The following is a 20,135-nucleotide window of genomic DNA, read 5'->3' on the forward strand; positions in this document are numbered from 1 at the left end:
GCTCGATGAATCGCTTCATGTGGCAACCCAGTTCGTGGCGTTGTCTCAATCTAGGCGACGGTATTCACGGATTCAATGCGTTTTCACACAGCCTCGGTTGCTTCCGGGCCTTTGGTGACAGACGACCTTTGCGCAATCGCTCGCTTGCGCGAAATGTCACGGCGTCACAAGCCAGCAGCAATTGCCGGTTGCATCGCGGCGCCTGCGGATTCGGCCGGGCGTTGCGCCACGGCATTCAGCAGCGCGCCCGCAGAACCGCCACGCGCCCGTGCATCGGTGCGGGCGCTGGTCACGACCCGTGGCATTCCATGAGGAAGACGACTTCGTGCTCCAGGTCTGGACACGCGATGGCCGCTCGATGGCTGAGCGTGAGGGGCATCCGGTAATCGGCATCATCGTTGCCCGGTATCGCCGCCCTTTGCCGTTGACGCGGGCGCTTCGGTGTGCATCACACATCGCCAGGCATCACCGTCACGGATCCACGTCGACGTGTCCGTCATGTGCTGCTCCACCTTTTCGGACTTTCCTCTCGGAGACAGAATCTGATGGACTTTGTAGCTCAGGACAGCGGCTCCATCGCTGGGGAAGGTGGCCTCCATCTCGCTCAGCTTGAACGATTTGACGACCATGGTTCCCTGCTCTGCCATCTTTCGGTAGCCAGCATGGTCAAACTTCATCGAGCCGTGAGAGCTCACCATGAAGGCTGGCTCATGCAACAACTCGATGGCCGTGTCCGTGTCGATGTCCACCATCGACTGCCAGAATTTCTTTTCAAGGGCGAAGAGCTCGTGGCTGTTGTCTTGCATGGGCGTCTCCTGATGCTTTTGGGAAGGCAACGATCGAGTCACCATGGACTCTGCGATGCAGGGTCATCTGCAGAGTTGCGGTCAGCTACTTCCTACGAAATCGCGGTGGTGTTTTCGCCGCCCGATCGAACAGCGCCTGGAGTTCCCGAACCGAATAGGGCTTGTGCAGGAGTTCGAACTCCCGGCCAACGTCATCCGCGACGGCGTGGCTATAGCCGCTGGTCAGGACGACCGGCAGGTCCGGCCATCTCCTGCGAATCTCCTTTGCCAGCTCCAGACCGTTGATTCCCGGCATCACGACATCCGAAAAGACCAGATCGAAGTTGGCGTGCTGCTGCTCCAGAATCTTCAGCGCCTCGGCTGCGCTTGCTGCACGCGTGCCTGGATGACCCATCTCGTGCAGAAGGCCCAGCCCGAACTCTCCCACCTCATCGTTGTCCTCGACCAGCAGGATAGAGAGGTCCCGCCTCGCAGGAAGAACGTCCCTTGAGTCGTCCGGTACGGCCACAGCAGGCGGCTTCGAAGTACGCGGGAGATACAGGGTGAAGCAGGTTCCTTCCCCCACACGACTGACGACCGCGATCTCGCCTCCCGATTGCTTCACAAAGCCGTAGACCTGGCTCAACCCCAGACCGGTGCCCTTTGTCACCGGCTTGGTGGTGAAAAAGGGATCGAAGATCCGGGAAAGCGTGCTTGGTTCGATGCCCGTGCCGGTGTCTTCGATCGAGACAGCCAGGAAGTCGCCGTGAGCGGCGGCTTGTCGGAGAGCTGGAGGGATTTCCTCGACGTCGCGAGCGGAGATTTTCAGTTGGCCGCCGTTCGGCATCGCGTCTTTCGCGTTGATGGCCATGTTGAAGATGGCCGTGTCGAACTGGCCCGCATCGGCTTCGATCATCCCCTGGCAGGCTGCGAATTCGAACTCGAGGCGGACCTGAGCTCCGACGAGTGTTTCGATCATCTGCTTCATTGCAGCGACGCGCGTGCCGACATGGAATACCTCCGGTCGCAACGGCTGCTGCCTTGCAAAGGCAAGGAGCTGTCTTGTCAAAAGTGCCGCGCGGTCGGCAGCATCGGCGATAGCCTCGACGTAGCGCGTGCGACGCGCCTCATCTCCACCAGTTCTTCGAAGCAACTCCACGGACGAGCGGATGACGGTCAGGAGATTGTTGAAATCGTGGGCCACACCGCCCGTGAGCCGCCCGATGGCTTCGAGCTTCTGGGCCTGGGCGAGCGCTTCACGTGCGCGATCCATCTCGTCCTGGGAGCGCTTGCGCTCCGTGATGTCCCGTGTGATCTTGGCGAACCCGATATGCGTGCCCGCCTCGTCGTACAGAGGATCAATGACGACACTGGCCCAGAAGCGCGAGCCATCCTTCCTCACCCGCCAGGCCTCGCTCTCGTACTTTTTCTCGCTCAGCGCGACCTGAAGAGCGCGGGCAGGCTCCCCGCGTGCGCGATCCTCCGCCGTGTAGAAGCGGGAAAAATGCTGGCCCAGGATTTCACGTGCCGTGTAACCCTTGATCAACTGCGCCCCGGCGTTCCAGTTGTTCACGCGCCCGAACGGATCGAGCATGTAGATCGCATAGTCGCGCACGCCCTGAACGAGAAGACGGAAGCGCTCCTCACTCGCCAGGAGGGCTTGCTCGGAATGCAGGAGCTGCGACAGGTCGCGCGTAACCTTGGCGTAGCCAATCAACGCACCGCCGGAGCCGAGCACAGGCTCGATGTGCACGCTCGTCCAGAAACAGGTGCCATCCTTTCTGACCCTCCAACCCTGCGCCTCGAACCTTCCGGTTGTCCTGGCGGCAAGCAACGCCCGCTCCGGAAGTCCGGTGGCGATGTCCTCGGGCGTGTAGAACCGACTGAAGTGCTGCCCGATGATTTCGTCGGCCGAATAGCCTTTGAGCCGCTGTGCGCCCGTATTCCAACTACTGACGCGGCCTTGAGCATCCAGGAGGTAGATCGCGTGGTCCTTGATGGCATCGACCAATAGCTGAAACCGATGATCTCCCGACAAGGGGTCGGGCGCTTCGTCGGCGAGATCTGCAGGCGGTGCCGTCATGGATGCTTTCAAAGCGATCAGCGGGCCTTCGGCAGCCTACAGCCCACAGTCTCAGGTTTGCCTCAAGCGGCGAGTCGCACCTCAAGAAGTCTTGGTGCCTCGTATAGGCAGCACGACCAGCCGGCCGAACAAGACCATATGTACCTTCCTCGGGCCGGTCGCGTAAGAAAGCAGCGACAGTTGGCGTCAGCTACAGGAACTCGTCCTTCGCTCATATCACTCGAATAGACGGCAAAGTTCTCTGCCATTCGCTGCCGTCACTTCGCGACCAGGAACGCGACAGCTCTGGCGAGCCCCGCATCGGTACCAGGATCGCCGAGCTCGAACTTGAGGTTGTCGGGTGCCGGCATCTGGATATCCGGCTGGATGCCGCTGCGGTCCCACGAGAGCCCGGCTGGCGAGTACATCATCGCCGTGGAAAGTCGTACCGCTGCGCCTTCTTCAAGGGGAAGGATGGTTTCGATAGTGCCCGCCCCGAACGTCGCCTGGCCGATCACCACGGCCTTGCGTTGCTCCCTGAGGGTTTGAACAACTGCCTCGGCGCCGGCGGCCGTGTGGTCATCTACCAGGATGACCAGACGCGCCGACCTGAGTGCGCTGACCACCGGTTCATCGACCGGATCCCACGGCTTGCCCGCATAGTCTTGCGGTACCGCTCGAAAATCCCTGTTCGCGTCTTGTCTCCGACCTTTGCTGCTCAGAACCTTCGTCTCTGACGGCACGAAGAGCGCGGCGACGCCGACGACGGAATTCAGCAGACCACCGTAGCAGCTGCGGAAGTCGAGGACCAGATTGTTCAATGCAATGCGGTCGGCTGGCCGAAGTTTCGAAATCGCGGCAATCACCTCGTTGGGTGTTGTGTCCCTGAACCGGCCGACTCGCAGATAGGCCGTCCCGGGCGATACCGGCCGGGCCCGGACAGAAGCGAGGGGAGCGATCGGCTCTCGCGTCATGACGAATCCGAGGGGCGCCTTGGAGCCATGGCGGACCACCAGCAAGGTCAAGCTCGTGCCCGCTTCTCCGCGCAGAGCTGCGACGGCCTGCGCAAGCGTCAAGGATCTGGTGAGCACACCGTCGATCGAGTAGACCAGATCACCTGGTTTCAAACCGGCGCGGTGAGCCGGGGATCCGGCGATCGGTGAAACGATTTCGACGTAGCCCTCGCCGCCTTCGTGGGCCTTCATTTCCAGGCCGACGCCGGCCATTCTGCTGACGTTCTCTGGACTCTTCTGCGCCATCTCCTTCGACGAGATGTACGCCGAACTTCCACCGAAACTCTCGATGGCCGCCCGGATGCAGTTCTCGATCGGACGCTCCTTGACTGACGTGTCGACAGACTGGAGCCTGTTCTTGCAGCTTGCTTCGAGAGCGTGGACGTCGAACGGGCTCACATAGTTGTCTTGAGCCAGCTTCACGAAAGTTTTCCACGCGGAAGAAGCAATGACCTCCTCATAGCGCGGATCCGCGCGTGCCTGGGAGACGAATAGCAAGCCAACGACCATGAGCGTGGCTCGAACCTGTCGCAGAGTCCGGCAGTCGTGCGTTGTATTTTTCATAGGTCGGAACAGGGCTGGAGCGAGATGAGCGCTCAGGCCAGAGCCTCTGGTGGTAGCCGAATTTTGCCGCAGCGCGAGGGCCGCTCCTGGACGCTGTCTGTCGTTACGCGTACTTCGGCGATCGCTTTGAGCTTTCAATGCCTCTTCTGCCCGACGAGCCGTCCTTGTTCCATGGCGGGCGCCGTGTTGAGATAGCCAGCCTTCGCCGGATTTCCGGGAATTCGTTGAAAGTGTTTCGCCGTTTCGCTGCTTTTCATGCGCCTGCTCAACCATGACACTGACTCGCAGAGAGTCCGCGACACGACGGACTCTGGTAGTTCAAAAACGACTGGAGACAAAAAAATGAGCACGATTTCCCGCAGCCGCATGCGCGCGGTCCTGGTTGGCTGCGCCTGTATCTTTGCTATCGCCATTGCGCCGTCTTCGACATTCGCTGAAGCCAATGCGAGCGATGCCCCAGTGGCGAAGCCAGAGCTCTATGCAGAACTGGATGCCGCTGGCGTCGGCGGCATTACCCAGTTGGGCAACGGCCAGATTGTGATCGGCTACCACCCCTTCTACTCACCGACGGTGCAGGTCGCGTTACTGAACAGGGACCGCAAGTCCACAACACCCTATCCAAGTGCCGAATGGCAGAGTTGCAAGAACCCCGACGGCAGTTGGAAAAAGGAGTTCGACCACTGCCTCGACTGGGTGCTTGGCCTGCACACAGACAGCAAGGGAATCCTCTGGATGCTGGATTCGGTCAAATCGGTCGACAAGGCATCAGGGCGTCCCGCTGGCCTGGTTCCCAAGTTGGTGGGGTGGAACACCCGGCGCAACAAATTGGAGCGCGTCATACGAATCACCGATGAGGCGACGGTGACCGAGTCACAGCACAACGACTTCGTAGTGGACGCAAAGCACAACGTGATTGTTGTGGCAGACGAGGCGATCGGCGAAGATTCCAAAGGTACGGGCGACAAGGCGGCGCTGGTGATCGTCGATCTTGCGACCGGCAAGAGTCGACGCCTCTTGCAAGGACATCCGAGCGTCCAGCCCGTCAAGGACCCCATCCGGTGGGACCAAGGCACGTCGACCGCCGGGACCTTCGCGCTTCATGTCGGCGTGGACGGCATCGCACTGGATCACCGCAGCGAATGGCTCTATTTCGCACCGCTTTCAAGCTACAAGATGTACCGCATTCGCATGAGCGATTTGCTCGATCGCAAGCTCGATGCAACGCAGCTGGGCGCCAAGGTCCAGACCTATGCCGACAAGCCCTTCAACGGCGGCCTGTCGATCGACCAAGACAACAACCTTTACCTCACCGAAGTCGGCGAACGCGCCATTGGCATCATCCCGCCGGACACCCGAAAGTACCGTCGCCTTGTCGCTGATCCTGACATGGTGTGGCCCGATGGCGTGACCTACAACAGCGATGGCCATATGTACACCGGCGCCGCGCAGCTGACATTGACGAGCGCCTTGCAAGCCGACGGCATTGCGAAGAACAAGGCGCCTTATCGGGTCTACCGCTTCAAGCCACTCGCCGCCGGCCAGCCGGGTTTCTGAGATGGTGCGATACCTTCTCGCCTGCCTGGCTGTCTGTGGGGGCGTCGGAGCCCACGCGGCTTGCCTTGACGATGCGGCCTTGGCTGACTTCGTCGAAAAGTACGTCGCCCGAACCCCCGTTGCCGCGCCCGAGGGTCTCAGCGATGCCGACGCCGCGTGCACCCGCGCGAAGCTCCATGCGCTTTTCGTTCTGAGGCTTGGCCCGGTGATCGGCTACAAGGCCGGCTTGACCAACGCGGCAGTGCAAAAGCGCTTCAACACCGACAAGCCGGTATGGGGCCGACTCTACGAAGGCATGGTGCTGGCCAATGGGGCGGTCGTGGATGCCACGTTCGGTGCGCGGCCGCTGTTCGAAGCCGACATGCTGGTGCGCGTACGCAGCGATGCCATCAACGTCGCACAGACTCCGCAGGAAGTTCTCGATGCGATCGATCAAGTGATCCCATTCATCGAATTGCCCGATCTCATGGTGCAGGCACCGCAACGGCTGGATGGCCCGGGACTCGCCGCAATCAACGTCGCCGCCCGACTCGGCGTGGCGGGTCAGCCGATCGGGATACCGGCCATGCGCGCCGATCGCCATGCGATGCTGGACGCGCTGCGCGACATGAAGATCCGGGTGACCGATGACAAAGGCTCGGCACTCGCGGAGGGCCGCGGCAGCGATCTGCTCGGCCATCCGCTCCAGGCGGTCGTCTGGCTTGCAGGAGCGCTCGCAACCGAGGGATTGAAACTGAAGCCGGGCGATCTCATCAGTCTCGGTTCTTTTTCACCTCTGCTGCCGCCCCGATCGAAATCCGGCATTACCGTGACCTATGAAGGATTGCCAGGCAAGGTCTCTGTCAACGTGAACTTCAAATAGCACGCCCATTCAACCAGACGACTGCAGTATCGGCACCTGCGCCAGACGAGCGGCAATGAAATCGACAAAGCTCCTCACCCGCTGGGGAATGAAGCGGTTACTGGGAAACACTGCGTTCAACGGATAGCGTTCACCACGCCACTGCGGCAGCAGGCGCACCAGTTGCCCCGATGCCAAAGCGTGCAACAGATCCAACTCCGACTTGTAGAGGATGCCCTCGCCCGCCAGCGCCCACTGGTGGGCAATGGATGCGTCATCGACCTCGCGATCGCCTGCCACCTGCACGCCAACCCATTCGCCATCTCGCTCGAAACGCCAGTCGACATACCGCGCGCTGCGCAGTTCAAAGATCAAGCAGTTGTGGCGATGCAAATCTTCGGGAGTTTGAGGCGTGCCGAAACGTTCGAGATAACGTGGGGACGCGCACAACACGCGGCGCGTCATGGCAAGGCCTCGCACGACGGCGTTGGGGTCGGTAGTCGTGCCATAGCGCAGGGCGACATCGACAGGGTCGCGCAGCACATCGTGCACCCTGTCACTGACCGACAACCCCAGACGCAAAGCTGGATTGGCAGCAAGAAACTCGTCGAACCAAGGCAGCAACACGCTGCGAGCCAGATCCGACGGCGCCGCGACGCGCACCATCCCCGACAACGTGGAGCCTTCCGCCAGTACCTGCGCCTCACCTTCGTCGATCAGCGCTAGCGCGCGACTGGCATAGCCCAACAGGTTCTGGCCTTGGCTCGTCAGCCGAATGGAGCGCGTGGATCGCTCGAAGAGCCGTGCCCCCAACTGGCCTTCGAGTCGCTTGAGCATGCTGCTGGCAGTTGCGGGTGTCACTTTCAGCACCTGGGCGGCAGCGGTGAGAGAGCCGGTGCGCGCGGTCTCGACCAGGAGACGCAGATCTTCGATGTTCTGAATTTTCATCGATCCATTCAACTTGGCGAGACTACGAACTGCTCTACAACAACGCCGAATGGTATTCGTCCCAAGGGGGAAAGCAATCGCGTAACCGTCACGCCCGGGCTCTTCCAGCGCGCGATCGTCGCCATGCGACATTGCCGGACGGGCCAACGGGACATCGTATGCTGTGGCATCCTTCGATTGCACACAGTTTGTAGACAAATCATATGAAACCCAAAGCCGCGATCAAGCCAACGCCGCATGCGAAGCCCGGAAAGACGGCTTCGCCCGGCAAGGTCTCGCGCGCTCGCAAGCCCGCACAGGCGCCCGTGAAGCGCGCGAAGACCGCTCCGGACGCTTCAGGCGAAGCGTCGACGAACCTGACCGACCGGGCCTACGCGGTCGTGCGGCGGCTCATTCTGCAGCGCGAGTTGACCGGCGGCGAGGTGCTGGTGGAGGGGCGCCTGGCCGAACGGCTCCAGATGTCGCGCACGCCCCTGCGCGAAGCCTTGCTTCGACTCGAGGGCGAAGGCTTGCTGGTGCGGGCCAACGCGCGCTCCTATGCGGTTCGACGCATCACGGCGTCGCACTACTTCCAGTGCCTGCAGGTGCGCGAACGGCTCGAGTCGCAGGCCGTATCGCTCTCCATAGGGCATGTGCCCGCAGACCTGGTGCAGCGCCTGCGCGACGACATCCTGTCCCTGGATTCGAGCCAGCAGGGCTCGAGCCACTGGCACGCCGATGACGAGATCCATGGCATGTTCGCGCGCGCCTCCGGTAACGCGATGCTGGCCGAGACCATCGCTCATCTGCGCGTGCTGTGCCGCCTCTTCGAGGTGGTCGACCCTTTCAATCGCATCGAGGACGACAGGGCCGAGCACCTGGCGATTCTGGACGCCTACATCGCAGGCAACGAGAAGGCAGCCGAACAGGCGGTCGTCACCCATCTGCGCAACCTCGCGCGCTATACGCTCTCAAGGCTCAGCAACGGGCTGGTGACCGAGCTCCCGCAGTAGGCCGGGCTGGCAACGGCGCACGGGCCGATCAGTGCCGCAGTATCTTGCCGACGAACTCGCGGGTGCGTGCCTCGCGGGGTTCGTCGAAGATCTGCCGCGGCGCGCCGATCTCGACCACGTGCCCGTCGGCCATGAAAACGACCTTGCTCGATACCTCGCGCACGAAGCCCATCTCGTGCGAGACGATGAACATCGTCATGCCCTCGGCCGCCAGGAGCCGCACCGTGTCCAGCACTTCGTTGACGAGTTCGGGGTCGAGGGCGGCCGTGACTTCGTCGAGCAGCAGGATGCCCGGCTGCAGCGCCAGTGCGCGCGCGATTGCAACGCGCTGCTGCTGGCCGCCCGACAGCTGGTCGGGGTACGCCTTCAGCTTGGAGCCCATGCCCACCTTCTCGAGCAGCTGGATCGCATAGTCCTCGACCTGCTTGCGCGGGCGTCCCTTGACCTTGATCGGTGCGACGGTCACGTTGTCGAGCACCGTCATGTTCTGGAACAGGTTGTACTGCTGGAACACGATGGCCATCTGCGAACGCAGGCGGCGCAGCTGCTCGCGGTCGTTGTAGTCGAGCGCCTGGCCGTCGATGCGCACCTGGCCCTCGATCGGCGGCAGCAGGCCCATCAGCACGCGCAGCAAGGTGCTCTTGCCCGAGCCCGACGGGCCGATGAGACTGACGATCTCGCCCTTGTCGACCGACAGGTTGATGCGCTCGAGTACGGTGTGTGAGCCGTAGTTGGCCTTCAGGTCAACGATTTCGAGTTGGGGCAAGCTTTTTCTCCAGGTGTTTTCCGAACCGGGCCAGCGGATAGGAAAGCATGAAATAAAGGGCCAGCACGGTGCCGTAGACAAGCGTGGCCGAGAAGCCCTTGTTGTTCATCGTCTTGCCGGCAAAGGCCAGTTCGACGACGCCGATCTGCGAGGCCAGCGCGGTGTCCTTGATGAACAGGACGAAGAAGCCGAAGACCGGCGGAAGAATGATCTTCCAGGCCTGCGGGACGATCACGAGGCGCAGCGTCTGCAGGTAGCTGAAGTTCATCGCCGCCGCAGCGTCCCACTGGTTGCGGTGCACCGATTCGAGCCCGCTTCGCACGATCTCGGCGATGAATGCGGTGGCGATCAGGCAGACGCTGATCAACGCCACGGTGAACATGGCGAGGTCGGCGTTGAGCCCCTGGAAGATGAAGAACACCAGCATCAGGGTAACGAGGAAGGGGATGCGCCTGAACAGCTCGATGAAGACCGTCGAAGCAACGCGCAGGGGCCGGCCTGCCGGCCGGGTGTCCAGCCTCACGGCCGCGAGCAGGAAGCCCAGCGAGAAACCGACGACGCAGCCGATGGCCGACAAGGCAAAGGTCACGCCCAGCGCCTTCGCGAAGAAGAGCAGGTTGTAGTAGCTGAAGAAACGAGGCAGCTCCTGGAGGATCTGGTCGAGCATCAGAACCACCTCATCTTGGCGCGGAAGAATCGCTTTCCGACGAAGGCCAGCGACAGCGTGGCGATCAGCGTGATCACGATGTAGAGCACCGCGGCAACCGAGAACACCTCGATAGAGCGGAAGGTCTCGGAGTTGATGTTGTAGGCCCGTCCGGTGAGTTCCTCGACACCGAATACGGCCGCCATCGACGTGCCGAGGGTCATCAGGATGTACTGGTTGGACAGCGGCGGAAACAGCACGCGCACGATGTGCGGCAGGATCACGTAGCGGATGGTCTGGATGCGCGAGAAGCCCAGCGTCTCGGCGGCCTCCAGCTCAGGCAGGCGCACCGATTCGAAGCCCGCGCGCTGGATCTCTGTGAGGTAGGCACCGGCATTGAGCGTCATGCCGATCAGCACGGCCTGGTACGGCGACAGCAGGATGCCGGCATCGGGCAGCGCGAAGAAGATGAAGAAGATCTGAACCAGCTGCGGCGTATTGGTGAAGAACACCACGTAGGCGCCGACGATGCGTCGCGCCCAGCGCGGGCCGTAGGCGCGCACCGAGGCACCGCCAAGGCCGAGCAGCATTCCGAAGGCAAACGCGAGGAACGCGATCTGCAGGCTCAGCCAGGCGCCGCCGATCAGATAGGGCAGGCGCTCCAGCACCGGTGTGTAGTCGAATTGCATGCCCTCCCCTCGAGGCCTTATTTATAGGTCGGTGCGGTGCGCGGATCGTGCAGCATCGGGCCACCGAACCACTTCTTCCAGCGTTCGTCCACGTAGCCGCTCTTGTGCATTTCCTTGACGGCCGCGCTGAGTTTCTCGCGCAAGGCGTCATTGCCCTTCTGCACGCCGATGCCGCAGAAGTAGACCTCGATCGGTGCGTCCACGATGCGCCAGTCGACCTTGTGCTTGGCCGTGTGCTCGGTCATGAAGTCCATCACGTCGATCATTGCATCGGCCCGGCCCTGGGCAATGGCACGCACCGCATCGGGGTAGTTGTCGAGCAGCAGCAGTTGCGCCTTGGGCAGCTTTTCCTGCACCAGCTTCACGGGCGTGGCGCCGCGCACCTCGACCAGTCTCACTGTCGGGTCGTTGAGCTCCATCCAGTCCTTGTAGGGCTTGGCCTTGGTGGTCAGCACGCCCAGCACCTCGGTGTGCAGCGGCACGGTGAAGTCGATCACCTTCTGGCGCTCGGCCGTGATCGTCATGGCGCCGAGCACCGCATCGATCTTGCCGCTGCTCACGAAGGGAATGCGGTCGGGCGAGCCGACCTGCACGATCTCGGTCTTCACGCCCAGCAGTTCGCCGAGCTTGCGCGCGATGTCCACATCGAAGCCGTCGATTTCATTCTTGTCATTGAAGATGCCCAGCGGAGGCAAGGTCGGATTGACACCGATCACGAGCTTCTTGCTGGCCACGATTTCATCGAGCGTGCGTGCCGAGCCCGTGGCCGGCAGGCCCATCAGCGCCGAACCCAGCGCGAGCGATCCGGCAACCAGGAGGGTGCGACGGATGGTGTTCCTTATCTGCTTCATCGAGAAAAACTCCTAGAGGGTGAAGGTTGAACCAGTCGCCGAAGCGGCCCGGATGTCGGGAAAAACGGATGCAAGACGAATGCCAGATCGCATTTTGTCTTCAAAAAATATAAGATATATATATTGAATGTATACAATAAACTTCGAGCGGTCCAGTCCAGGCTTCCAGTTCGCGTTTACCCGTTCATTCCGTCACTTCCTCTCATGACGAAAAGCTCAACTTCTGCGATGCCATCGCTGCGCGCCGACCAGGCGGTGCAGCGCGGACCTGCGGTGCGTTTCATGGCCGACGGCTGTACGGTCGACGCGTTCGAGGGCGAGAGCGTCGCGGCGGCGCTGTTTGCCGCAGGGCAGCGCGAACTCCGGCGCAGTCCGCGCGACAACGCACCGCGCGGAATGTTCTGCCTCATGGGCTCCTGCCAGGAATGCCTCGTATGGGTGGGCGGGCACAAGCTGCCGGCCTGCCAGGTGCCGGCGGCGGCGGGCCTGGAGATCGAGTCCCTCGACTATCGGGAGCAGCGTCTTGGCTGAAGCGCCCCCTTCCCCCATCGATCTGTTGGTGATCGGCGCCGGACCAGCCGGCGCACGCGCCGCGCTGTGCGCGCAGGCCTGCGGCCTCGACGTCCTGCTGGTCGATGAGAACTCCGACGCGGGAGGACAGGTGTGGCGTCCCCTGCCTCCGGGCTTCACGCGGGCCGCGGGCATTCGGCCCTCGGACGAAGCCGTACAGGGCGACGCCCTGCGCGACGAGTTGAGCCGTTCCGGCATCCGATGCCTGTTCGGTCGCAAGGTGTGGAACGTGGGCAGCAGCCTTCGCACCGACCTTATCGGCCCCCAGGGCGTGACGAGCTGGCAGCCGCGTGCATTGCTCGTGGCAACGGGCACGACCGAGCGGGTCGTTCCCTTCGCCGGCTGGACCCTGCCCGGCGTCATCGGCCTGGCCGCCGCCACGATCCTCCTCAAGTCCCAGAACATGCTGCCCGGGCGCCGCACGGTGGTGGCAGGCAGCGGCCCCCTGCTGCTGGCTGTGGCGAGCGGCATCCTCAAGGCCGGCGGCGAGGTCGCTGCCGTGCTGGACCTGGCCAGCCGGGCCGATTGGCTGCAGACCCTGCCTTCGCTGACCGGCCGGCCCGATCTGCTGTGGCAGGGCGTGCAATGGAAGGCGCTCCTGCGCAAGGCGCGTGTGCCACTGCTCTATCGCCACGGCATCGCGTCGGTCGAAGCGCTCGGCGACGGATTCCTCGTTCACGCGCGGCAGGTCGACATGACCGGTGCGCCCGTTGCGCATGCCGCGCCTGTGGCTTTCGAGGCGGACGCTGTTGCGGTAGGGCACGGCCTTGTGCCGGGTACCGACGTCACCAGGCTGCTGCGCGCGCGCCACCGCTACGAAGCGGCGCGTGGCGGGTGGATTGCCGAGACCGATGCGCAGGGCCGCACCTCCGTCGCCGGTCTGTACGTCGCGGGCGACGGGGCTGGCATTGCAGGTGCCGCCGCAGCCGGCGCCCACGGCGAGCTTGCTGCCGTGGCCTGCGCCCACGATCTGGGCCGATTGACGGCCGAGGCCCACTCGCGCGAACGCGATCGACTGCTCGCGCAATGGCAAAAGCCCGCCCGCTTCGGGCGTGCGATGGCGGGTCTGATGGCATTGCGCGAAGGCGCCGTCGCGAGCATTGCGCCCGACACGGTGGTTTGCCGCTGCGAAGACGTGACCCGAGCCGAGATCGATGCCGCCGCGCGCGATGGCGCCCGCGACATGAACCAGCTCAAGGCCTGGACACGCTGCGGCATGGGCCCCTGCCAGGGCCGCACCTGCGGGGACATCGCGGGCGCCCTGCTCGCTGCTCACGCAGGCAGCCGCGAAGCCGTGGGCTGCTTCACGGGCCGGGCCCCGCTGCGTCCGGTCTCGCTCGCCGAGGTGGCCGGCAACTACACCTATGCCGACATCCCGATCCCGAAGGCGGCGCCGCTGTGAGCGGCAACGTGCGCTCCTCGGCCGCGTACGACGCGGTCGTGATCGGTGGCGGCGTCATGGGCTGCTCAACCGCGCTGCATCTCGCGCAAGGCGGCATGCGGGTCGCACTGGTCGATCGCGGGCCCCTGTGCCGCGAGGCATCCGGCGTCAACGCCGGCACGCTGACGCTGCACATGACACGCGCCGCGCTGGTGCCCTATGCAATGCGCGCCTGGCAAATGTGGATGGACGCCGAGAAATGGCTGGGCATGAGCGTGCTCGCGACCCATGTGCCGGGCCTCACGCTGGCCTTTACCGAGGCCGAGTGCGAACTGGTCGAACTGCGCGCCAAGGCGCGCCGCGAATACGGTGCGCCGATCGAAGTCATTTCGCCGGCGCGCGCGAGAGAGATCGAGCCCGGCGTGCACCCCGGCCTGCTGAAGGCGGGCTACTGCGACATCGATGGCTTCGCGAGCGCCTATCTCACGGGCCGCGCCTTCCGCCATGCGCTCACGGCCGCCGGCGTCGACGTGCTCGAGAACGCGCCCGTCGAGGGCATCGACTCCGGGGACGCGGGCCACGTGATCCGCTTTGGCGGCGCGGCGAGCCGGCCGCCCTTGCAGGCGACGCGCGTGGTCCTCGCAGGCGGGGTGTGGATCGAGAACATGCTCGCCTGGCTCGGCGTGCAGATCCCGATCAAGGTGCTGATCAACCAGCTCATCATCACCGAGCGCGTGCGACCGGTGATGCGCACAGTGCTCAGCGTCGCCAACGGGTTGTTGTCTCTCAAGCAGTTCGCCAACGGCACCGTGCTGATCGGCGGCGGCTGGCAGGGCGAAGGCGACCGCGAGCGCGGTGGCGTCGAAGCCCGTCCGCAGAATCTCGTGGGCAACATGCGCCTGGCGGCCTATGCCCTCCCCGCTTTGGCCGAGGCCCGCATCGCGCGCATCTGGCTTGGCCTTGAGGCCGAGACGGCCGACGCCATGCCGATCATCGGCGACGTGCCCGGCGTGCCGCGGGCCTACGTGGTCGGCAGCGCCCACTCGGGCTACACCAGCGGTCCGTTCATGGGCCGGATCATGGCCCAGCACATCCTCGGGCAGCAACCCGAACTGCCTCTTTTCGATCCCGCCCGCCTGTTGGGCATGCCGATGCCCGGCACTTGATAACCCGTTCTCATGATTCCCCAACAACCCGACGCTTTCCACGGCATCTATGCTGCCACCCTGTGCCCGCTGCTCGACGACGGCCGCATCGACGAAGCGACGCTGGCGCGCCATCTCGAGGCCAACGCCTTTGTGCCGGGCATGAAGGGCCTGCTGATCAACGGCCATGCCGGCGAGAACTTCTCGCTCTCGCGCGAGGAAAAGCGCCGGGTGACCGAGATCGCATTCGAGGTTTGCGGCGAACGATCGCTGCTGGTGTGCGGCATCAATGCCGAAGACAGCTTCGAGGCCCAGCGCCATGTCGACGACGCCAAGGCGGCCCGGGCCGATGCCGCGCTGGTCTTCCCGCCGTTCTCGTGGGCGCTCTCGCAGGACTCGCGCATGGCGGTAACGCACCATCGGATTGCCAATGCCAACGCGCAGATGCCCCTGATGCTCTACCAGGCCGGCGTCAACGCAGGCACCCTCGCCTATCGTCCCGAGGTGCTGGCAGAGCTCGCCCAGATGCCGCATGTGGTCGGCATCAAGGAAGGAAGCTGGGAGGCGGCGGCCTACGAGGCCAACCGCCGCCTGGTGAAGCGGGTTGCGCCGCACGTCGCGATGATGGCCTCGGGTGACGAGCATCTGCTGACCTGCTTCGCGATCGGCAGCGAAGGCAGCCTGGTGAGCCTGGCCGCGGTCGTTCCCGAACTGGTGATCGACCTCGACCTTGCGATCAAGCGTGGCGACCTCGCGCAGGCCCGCAATCTCAACGACCGCATCTACCCGCTCGCCAAGGCAATCTACGGCACCGCGCCCGGCGGATATGCCACGGCGCGCCTGAAGACCTGCCTCAAGCTGCTGGGCCGCTTTCCGAGCGACGCCATGCGCCCCCCGATAGGACCGCTGCCGCGCGATGAAGTCGCGGCACTGGAACGTGCGCTGGCCGAGGCCGGCGTGCACGCCTGAACCGAGCCGACCAAGGAGAGCCCCGCCCATGACCCGCAAGATCATCCGCAACGGCCGCATCGTCACGGCCGTGGACGACTACACCGCCGACCTGCTGATCGACGATGGCTGCATCGTCGCCATTGGCCGCGCACTCGATGTCGGAGCCGACGTCGAGGTCATCGACGCCGCCGGCATGCTGGTGCTGCCCGGCGGGGTGGATTGCCACACCCACATGGACAACACTTTCGGCGACTCGACCACCTGCGACAGCTTCGAGTCGGGCACGCGTTCGGCCGCTTTCGGGGGCACCACGACGATCGTGGACTTCGCCTTCCAGCGCAAGGGCGTGAGCGTGCTCGAGGCCATCGAGCGGGCCCGCGCGAAGGGCGCCGACGGGGCCTGCATCGACTACGGCTTCCATGTCATCGTGACCGGCGTGGACGACCAGGTGCTGGCCGACATGCAGCACGCAATCAGGCATGAAGGAGTTTCGAGCTTCAAGATGTTCATGGCCTACCCGGGTTCGGTGATGGTCGACGACGCTGCCATCTTCCAGGCCATGCGCATGGTCGGGCAGCACGGCGGCATGATCGCCCTGCACGCCGAGAACGGGACCATCATCGAACTCCTCATCAAGGAGGCGCTCGCGCAGGGGCACACCGCACCCAAGTACCACGCGCTCACACGGCCGGCGATCATGGAGGGCGAAGCCACGCATCGCGGCATCAAGCTCGCCGAGCTCGCCGACGCACCCGTGTACTTCGTCCATCTCTCGGCCAGGGAGGCGCTCAAGCATGTGGTCGAGGCCCGGGACATGGGGGTGCCGGTGTTTGCCGAAACCTGTCCGCACTACCTGTTCTTCGACGACAGCGCCTACGACAGCGAAGACTTCGATCTGGCGCGCTACGTGATGAGTCCGCCGCTTCGCTCCAAGGAGTCGCAGCAGGCCTTGTGGACCGCATTGCGCACCGACGACCTGCAGCTGGTTTCGACCGACCATTGCCCCTTCTGCATGAAGGAAGGGCACCTGGGGCGCGTGAACCAGAAGCCGTACGGCCGCAATGATTTCTCGAAGATCCCCAACGGCGTACCCGGCGTGGAAACACGCATGGCGACGCTCTACGACGGCGGCGTGCGCGCCGGCCGCATCTCGCTCAACCGCTTCGTCGAGCTGGTGTCCACGGCGCCCTCGAAGCTGTTCGGACTGTTTCCGCAAAAGGGCACGATCGCCGTCGGCAGCGATGCCGACCTGGTGATCTTCGACCCCGATGCGCCGCACGTCATCTCGGCGAAGACGCAGCACGGCAACTGCGATTTCACGCTGTTCGAAGGCCGGGGCGTAACGGGACAGGTTAAGAAGGTGCTGTTGCGCGGCGAACTCATCGTCGACGGCGACCGATGGCTCGGCAAGACCGGCAGCGGCCGCTATGTGGCGCGTGGTGAATCGGGCGGCTGGTAGCTCCGTGCCCACCTACGACTACGCCTGCCCGCGCTGCGGACCATTCGTCGAACGGCGGCCGATGGCCCTGTTCGATCGGCCAGCGCCCTGCCCTGCATGCGGGTCGGAGTCCGGCCGCGTGCTGAGCGTGCCCGCTTCACTGGGTGGGCAGCGAAGCGGCGAAAAGTTGAGGCATGCTGCGGCGCAGAGCGACGGTTCGAGCTATCGGCGACTCCGGCAGAGTGGCGTTTGCGCCTGCTGTCCGCGAGCCGGTGCCTGAACCTCTAGGCGGGACCAGGCAGGCCGCGCCGATCGCAGCAAGGGCGTGCAGTGGAAAACGCTCAGGTCCGCGCGATGGCAATGCCGTCGGCCAGCAACGCCTCGCGGATTCGCCGGGCAAACACGACGGCGCCGGGCTGGTCGCCGTGAAGGCAAAGGGTGTCGGCGGTCACCGGCACGTCCACGCCGTTCACGGAGCGAACGACACCCTCGAGCACCATGCGCCGCACCTGTGCGATGGCCTGCTCGACGTCCTCGATCATGGCGCCCGGCTGCGAGCGCGGCGTCAACGTGCCGTCGTCCTGGTAGCTGCGGTCTGCGAAGACCTCGGAGCACACCGCCAGGCCCTTGTCGCACGCGGCCTGGGCCATGTTCCTGTTCGCCACGAAGAGCTGCAGCGTCGGATCGAAATCGAACACCGCCTGCGCCACCGCTTCGGCGAGCGCCGGCTGCCGCACGGTCATGTTGTAGAGGGCGCCATGGGTCTTGACGTGATGCAGCGATGCGCCCTGGGACCGCGCAAAGCCCTGCAGCGCGCCGACCTGGTAGATCACCAGCGCGTAGACCTCGGCCGGCGACATGTCCATCGCGCGTCGTCCGAAGCCCTGGCGGTCCGGCAGGCCGGGATGGGCGCCCAGCGCCACGCCGTTGGCAATGGCCGCACGCACGGTCTTCAGCATGGTGTCGGGGTCGCTCGCATGAAAGCCGCAGGCGATGTTCGCGGAGGTCACGTGCGGGAGGATCTCGAGGTCCTGCCCCATGACCCAGGGGCCGAAGCTCTCGCCCATGTCGCAGTTGATGTCGATCGATGGCATGGCTGTGTTTCCTTGTTCCTTGTAAGTGGGCGCGTGCGGCTCGATGCGGGCTCAGGCGAGCGCGTGCGCGGCCATCTCCCGCACCAGCGCCAGCCGGTCTTCGAGATCGAGCCATGCCTGCTCGGCCGCATGCTGGGCCACCGGAGTGAAGCGGATGGACGCGCCCGGAAGCGCCTGGGCCAGGCGCGGGAGGTCGGCGCTCGCGACATAGGCGATCTTGGGATAGCCGCCCGCGCTTTGGCGGTCGGCCATCAGCACGATCGGCTGGCCGTCGGGCGGCACTTGCACCGTGCCGAAACTCGTGGCCTCCGAAATCATCTCCAGCGGCTGCGTGAGCTGCAGGCCGGGGCCTTCGAGTCGGTAGCCCATGCGGTTGGAGCGCGACGAGATCGCGAAGGGCTGGCTGACAAAGCGCTCCCTGGCCTCGGCAGAGAAGGCGTTCCACTGCGGCCCCGGTATGAAGCGAACGCCTTCGGGCGACCCGTCCGGCAGTTCGGTGTCGATGCGCGCTGCCGCCACGAACGGCAGGCCGCTCTGCACCAGGATGCGCTCGAGCGCCAGCGTGGGCGCATCCGGGTCCGACGCAGCGAGCGGCACCCGGTCGTTCTTGCGCAACGCCCGCCCCTCGTGACCGCCGAAGTTTCCGGGCAGATACGTGCTGCGACTGCCGAGCACGGGCGTCGTCGCGAAGCCGCCGCGCACCGCCAGGTACATCCGGGCGCCGCTGCTGCGCTCGCCGAAAGCCAGCGTCACGCCGCGGCGCAACAGCACGGCACAACCCATGGGAACGGGCCGGTCCCCTGCGGTGATGCGGACCTGCGCGCCGCAGACGGCCAGCAGCGTGTCCCGGGTGAATTGAACGGCGGGGCCGGTCAGCGTGCATTCGAGCACGGCCGCATCGTCGGCATTGCCGACCAGCATGTTGGCAGTCCGGTGCGACCACTCGTCCATGGCACCGGTCACCGGAACGCCATGATGCTGATGGCCCAGGCGCCCCAGGTCCTGCACCACCGAGAACATGCCCGGTTGCAGAACCTGCATGTGCGCGAACAAGCCCCGGGTCATGACCTGGGCTCCTGCATCTGCGCGAATTGCGAAGGCGAGATCGGATGGAAGCGCACCCGGGCGCCGGGCTGCATCCGCGTTGGCGGGGTCTTCGTCACATCGAACATGCTCCATGGGGTACGGGCGATCACGTTCCAGCCGCCGGGCAGCGCCGTCTGGTAGATGGACGTGATGCCGTTGGCGATGGCGACCGACCCTGCCTCCACGAGCAGGCGCGGCGTCGCGCGGCGCGGAACCTTCAGCCGGGGATCGACCGGACCGAAGAACGGGTTGCCCGGAGAGAAGAAATAGACGTAGAGCGACATCGGTGCCGCGGAATGCAGACTGACGACTTCGTCGGCCGTCAGGCCGCAGCGCCGGGCCACGTCCTCCAGGTCGGGACCGTATTCGCCGCCATAGCAGGCGGGGATGTCGATCACCTGGTCGTTCACTGGCAGCGTGGGAATGTCACGGCCCAGCAGCCGCTCGATGCGCCGTGCCAACTGAAGGGACGCCGCCCCCTGGCGTCGCGCGAATGCGAGCGGCTGATAGTGCAAGGCCACGGTCGTGAATGCGGGCACCACATCGAACACGCCGGGCAGGTTTGCCGATGACAGGTATGCAGCGACGTTCTGCACGGTGCGACTGGTCTCTGCACCGACCTGATCGCCCAGGCGCACCAGGAGGCATCGATCGCCCACCGGTTCGATTTGCCAGCCCGTGAGACGGTGCGCAGAGCCGCTGGCCCGACCGGGAGGAATCGCCGGCATTGCATCTTGCATGTTGGTTGAAGGTATTTTC

Annotated in this window: 20 protein-coding genes; 9 read left to right on the forward strand and 11 right to left on the reverse strand. The window is 64.5% G+C overall.

Features of this window, described 5'->3' with window-relative positions:
• Positions 1-392: 392 nt before the first annotated feature.
• The 3 genes from BLV60_RS06680 to BLV60_RS06690 form a co-directional block, all read right to left on the reverse strand.
• Positions 393-806 (reverse strand): nuclear transport factor 2 family protein, encoded by a 414-nt coding sequence (locus tag BLV60_RS06680; protein WP_093051910.1) that lies wholly within the window; start codon positions 804-806, stop codon positions 393-395.
• An 85-nt stretch (positions 807-891) separates the two neighbouring features.
• Positions 892-2,868 (reverse strand): hybrid sensor histidine kinase/response regulator, encoded by a 1,977-nt coding sequence (locus BLV60_RS06685; protein WP_093051913.1) that lies wholly within the window; start codon positions 2,866-2,868, stop codon positions 892-894.
• A 257-nt stretch (positions 2,869-3,125) separates the two neighbouring features.
• Entirely contained in the window at positions 3,126-4,370 is a 1,245-nt protein-coding gene (locus tag BLV60_RS06690; protein ID WP_176928728.1) for a S41 family peptidase, read from the reverse strand.
• Between the two features lie 396 nt (positions 4,371-4,766).
• Here BLV60_RS06690 and BLV60_RS06695 point away from each other — a divergent pair, with 396 nt between their 5' ends.
• Positions 4,767-5,978 carry an L-dopachrome tautomerase-related protein gene (locus BLV60_RS06695; protein WP_256328883.1) on the forward strand — a complete coding sequence of 404 codons (1,212 nt, stop codon included), beginning with the start codon at positions 4,767-4,769 and terminating at the stop codon, positions 5,976-5,978.
• Between the two features lies 1 nt (position 5,979).
• Positions 5,980-6,840 (forward strand): 2-keto-4-pentenoate hydratase, encoded by an 861-nt coding sequence (locus tag BLV60_RS06700; RefSeq protein ID WP_093051919.1) that lies wholly within the window; start codon positions 5,980-5,982, stop codon positions 6,838-6,840.
• Between the two features lie 9 nt (positions 6,841-6,849).
• Here the strand turns inward: BLV60_RS06700 and BLV60_RS06705 are convergent, their stop codons facing one another.
• The gene (locus BLV60_RS06705; RefSeq protein WP_093051922.1) at positions 6,850-7,767 is read right to left on the reverse strand and encodes a LysR family transcriptional regulator; all 918 of its coding nucleotides are present in this window, start codon (positions 7,765-7,767) and stop codon (positions 6,850-6,852) included.
• A gap of 203 nt (positions 7,768-7,970) precedes the next feature.
• On the opposite strand from BLV60_RS06705, the gene BLV60_RS06710 reads away from it, so the two are divergent.
• Positions 7,971-8,759, forward strand: a complete 789-nt coding sequence (locus tag BLV60_RS06710; RefSeq protein WP_256328884.1) for a GntR family transcriptional regulator — start codon at positions 7,971-7,973, stop codon at positions 8,757-8,759.
• A 28-nt stretch (positions 8,760-8,787) separates the two neighbouring features.
• Here the strand turns inward: BLV60_RS06710 and BLV60_RS06715 are convergent, their stop codons facing one another.
• From BLV60_RS06715 to BLV60_RS06730, 4 genes are read right to left on the reverse strand one after another with little or no spacing between them, the layout of a single operon-like run.
• A complete protein-coding gene (locus BLV60_RS06715) occupies positions 8,788-9,525 on the reverse strand; it encodes an amino acid ABC transporter ATP-binding protein (RefSeq protein ID WP_093051925.1) in 738 nt (245 codons plus the stop codon).
• Positions 9,503-10,192 carry an amino acid ABC transporter permease gene (locus BLV60_RS06720; RefSeq protein ID WP_093051929.1) on the reverse strand — a complete coding sequence of 230 codons (690 nt, stop codon included), beginning with the start codon at positions 10,190-10,192 and terminating at the stop codon, positions 9,503-9,505. The genes BLV60_RS06715 and BLV60_RS06720 overlap by 23 nt, the downstream gene beginning before the upstream one ends.
• Positions 10,192-10,860 carry an amino acid ABC transporter permease gene (locus BLV60_RS06725; RefSeq protein ID WP_093051931.1) on the reverse strand — a complete coding sequence of 223 codons (669 nt, stop codon included), beginning with the start codon at positions 10,858-10,860 and terminating at the stop codon, positions 10,192-10,194. Before BLV60_RS06725 ends, BLV60_RS06720 begins: the two co-directional genes overlap by 1 nt.
• Positions 10,861-10,877: 17 nt before the next feature.
• Positions 10,878-11,711: a transporter substrate-binding domain-containing protein gene (locus BLV60_RS06730; protein ID WP_093051933.1), complete on the reverse strand. Its 834-nt coding sequence runs from the start codon at positions 11,709-11,711 to the stop codon at positions 10,878-10,880.
• A 204-nt stretch (positions 11,712-11,915) separates the two neighbouring features.
• On the opposite strand from BLV60_RS06730, the gene BLV60_RS06735 reads away from it, so the two are divergent.
• From BLV60_RS06735 to BLV60_RS06760, 6 genes are read left to right on the forward strand one after another with little or no spacing between them, the layout of a single operon-like run.
• Positions 11,916-12,242: a (2Fe-2S)-binding protein gene (locus BLV60_RS06735; protein ID WP_093051936.1), complete on the forward strand. Its 327-nt coding sequence runs from the start codon at positions 11,916-11,918 to the stop codon at positions 12,240-12,242.
• A complete protein-coding gene (locus BLV60_RS06740; protein ID WP_093051939.1) occupies positions 12,235-13,683 on the forward strand; it encodes an FAD/NAD(P)-dependent oxidoreductase in 1,449 nt (482 codons plus the stop codon). Before BLV60_RS06735 ends, BLV60_RS06740 begins: the two co-directional genes overlap by 8 nt.
• A complete protein-coding gene (locus BLV60_RS06745; RefSeq protein WP_093051942.1) occupies positions 13,680-14,828 on the forward strand; it encodes an NAD(P)/FAD-dependent oxidoreductase in 1,149 nt (382 codons plus the stop codon). Before BLV60_RS06740 ends, BLV60_RS06745 begins: the two co-directional genes overlap by 4 nt.
• Positions 14,829-14,840: 12 nt before the next feature.
• A complete protein-coding gene (locus tag BLV60_RS06750) occupies positions 14,841-15,776 on the forward strand; it encodes a dihydrodipicolinate synthase family protein (RefSeq protein ID WP_093051945.1) in 936 nt (311 codons plus the stop codon).
• Between the two features lie 28 nt (positions 15,777-15,804).
• The gene (hydA, locus tag BLV60_RS06755) at positions 15,805-17,217 is read left to right on the forward strand and encodes a dihydropyrimidinase (RefSeq protein WP_093051948.1); all 1,413 of its coding nucleotides are present in this window, start codon (positions 15,805-15,807) and stop codon (positions 17,215-17,217) included.
• A complete protein-coding gene (locus BLV60_RS06760) occupies positions 17,186-17,476 on the forward strand; it encodes an FmdB family zinc ribbon protein (RefSeq protein WP_256216838.1) in 291 nt (96 codons plus the stop codon). Before hydA ends, BLV60_RS06760 begins: the two co-directional genes overlap by 32 nt.
• Before the next feature lie 61 nt (positions 17,477-17,537).
• Here the strand turns inward: BLV60_RS06760 and BLV60_RS06765 are convergent, their stop codons facing one another.
• From BLV60_RS06765 to pxpB, 3 genes are read right to left on the reverse strand one after another with little or no spacing between them, the layout of a single operon-like run.
• Positions 17,538-18,290 (reverse strand): LamB/YcsF family protein, encoded by a 753-nt coding sequence (locus BLV60_RS06765; protein WP_093051954.1) that lies wholly within the window; start codon positions 18,288-18,290, stop codon positions 17,538-17,540.
• A gap of 51 nt (positions 18,291-18,341) precedes the next feature.
• Positions 18,342-19,355: a 5-oxoprolinase subunit C family protein gene (locus tag BLV60_RS06770; protein WP_256328885.1), complete on the reverse strand. Its 1,014-nt coding sequence runs from the start codon at positions 19,353-19,355 to the stop codon at positions 18,342-18,344.
• Positions 19,352-20,116, reverse strand: a complete 765-nt coding sequence (gene pxpB / locus BLV60_RS06775) for a 5-oxoprolinase subunit PxpB (RefSeq protein WP_256328886.1) — start codon at positions 20,114-20,116, stop codon at positions 19,352-19,354. Before pxpB ends, BLV60_RS06770 begins: the two co-directional genes overlap by 4 nt.
• Positions 20,117-20,135 lie beyond the last annotated feature (19 nt).

Source organism: Variovorax sp. YR634, assembly GCF_900106655.1.
Taxonomy (GTDB): domain Bacteria; phylum Pseudomonadota; class Gammaproteobacteria; order Burkholderiales; family Burkholderiaceae_C; genus Variovorax.

Coding starts and splice junctions, on each gene's coding strand:
- BLV60_RS06680 (WP_093051910.1), bottom strand. CDS start 806: ATGCAAGACAACAGCCACGAGCTCTTCGCCCTTGAAAAGAAATTCTGG.
- BLV60_RS06685 (WP_093051913.1), bottom strand. CDS start 2,868: ATGACGGCACCGCCTGCAGATCTCGCCGACGAAGCGCCCGACCCCTTG.
- BLV60_RS06690 (WP_176928728.1), bottom strand. CDS start 4,370: ATGGTCGTTGGCTTGCTATTCGTCTCCCAGGCACGCGCGGATCCGCGC.
- BLV60_RS06695 (WP_256328883.1), top strand. CDS start 4,767: ATGAGCACGATTTCCCGCAGCCGCATGCGCGCGGTCCTGGTTGGCTGC.
- BLV60_RS06700 (WP_093051919.1), top strand. CDS start 5,980: ATGGTGCGATACCTTCTCGCCTGCCTGGCTGTCTGTGGGGGCGTCGGA.
- BLV60_RS06705 (WP_093051922.1), bottom strand. CDS start 7,767: ATGAAAATTCAGAACATCGAAGATCTGCGTCTCCTGGTCGAGACCGCG.
- BLV60_RS06710 (WP_256328884.1), top strand. CDS start 7,971: ATGAAACCCAAAGCCGCGATCAAGCCAACGCCGCATGCGAAGCCCGGA.
- BLV60_RS06720 (WP_093051929.1), bottom strand. CDS start 10,192: ATGCTCGACCAGATCCTCCAGGAGCTGCCTCGTTTCTTCAGCTACTAC.
- BLV60_RS06725 (WP_093051931.1), bottom strand. CDS start 10,860: ATGCAATTCGACTACACACCGGTGCTGGAGCGCCTGCCCTATCTGATC.
- BLV60_RS06730 (WP_093051933.1), bottom strand. CDS start 11,711: ATGAAGCAGATAAGGAACACCATCCGTCGCACCCTCCTGGTTGCCGGA.
- BLV60_RS06735 (WP_093051936.1), top strand. CDS start 11,916: ATGACGAAAAGCTCAACTTCTGCGATGCCATCGCTGCGCGCCGACCAG.
- BLV60_RS06750 (WP_093051945.1), top strand. CDS start 14,841: ATGATTCCCCAACAACCCGACGCTTTCCACGGCATCTATGCTGCCACC.
- hydA (WP_093051948.1), top strand. CDS start 15,805: ATGACCCGCAAGATCATCCGCAACGGCCGCATCGTCACGGCCGTGGAC.
- BLV60_RS06760 (WP_256216838.1), top strand. CDS start 17,186: ATGTGGCGCGTGGTGAATCGGGCGGCTGGTAGCTCCGTGCCCACCTAC.
- BLV60_RS06765 (WP_093051954.1), bottom strand. CDS start 18,290: ATGCCATCGATCGACATCAACTGCGACATGGGCGAGAGCTTCGGCCCC.
- BLV60_RS06770 (WP_256328885.1), bottom strand. CDS start 19,355: ATGACCCGGGGCTTGTTCGCGCACATGCAGGTTCTGCAACCGGGCATG.
- pxpB (WP_256328886.1), bottom strand. CDS start 20,116: ATGCAAGATGCAATGCCGGCGATTCCTCCCGGTCGGGCCAGCGGCTCT.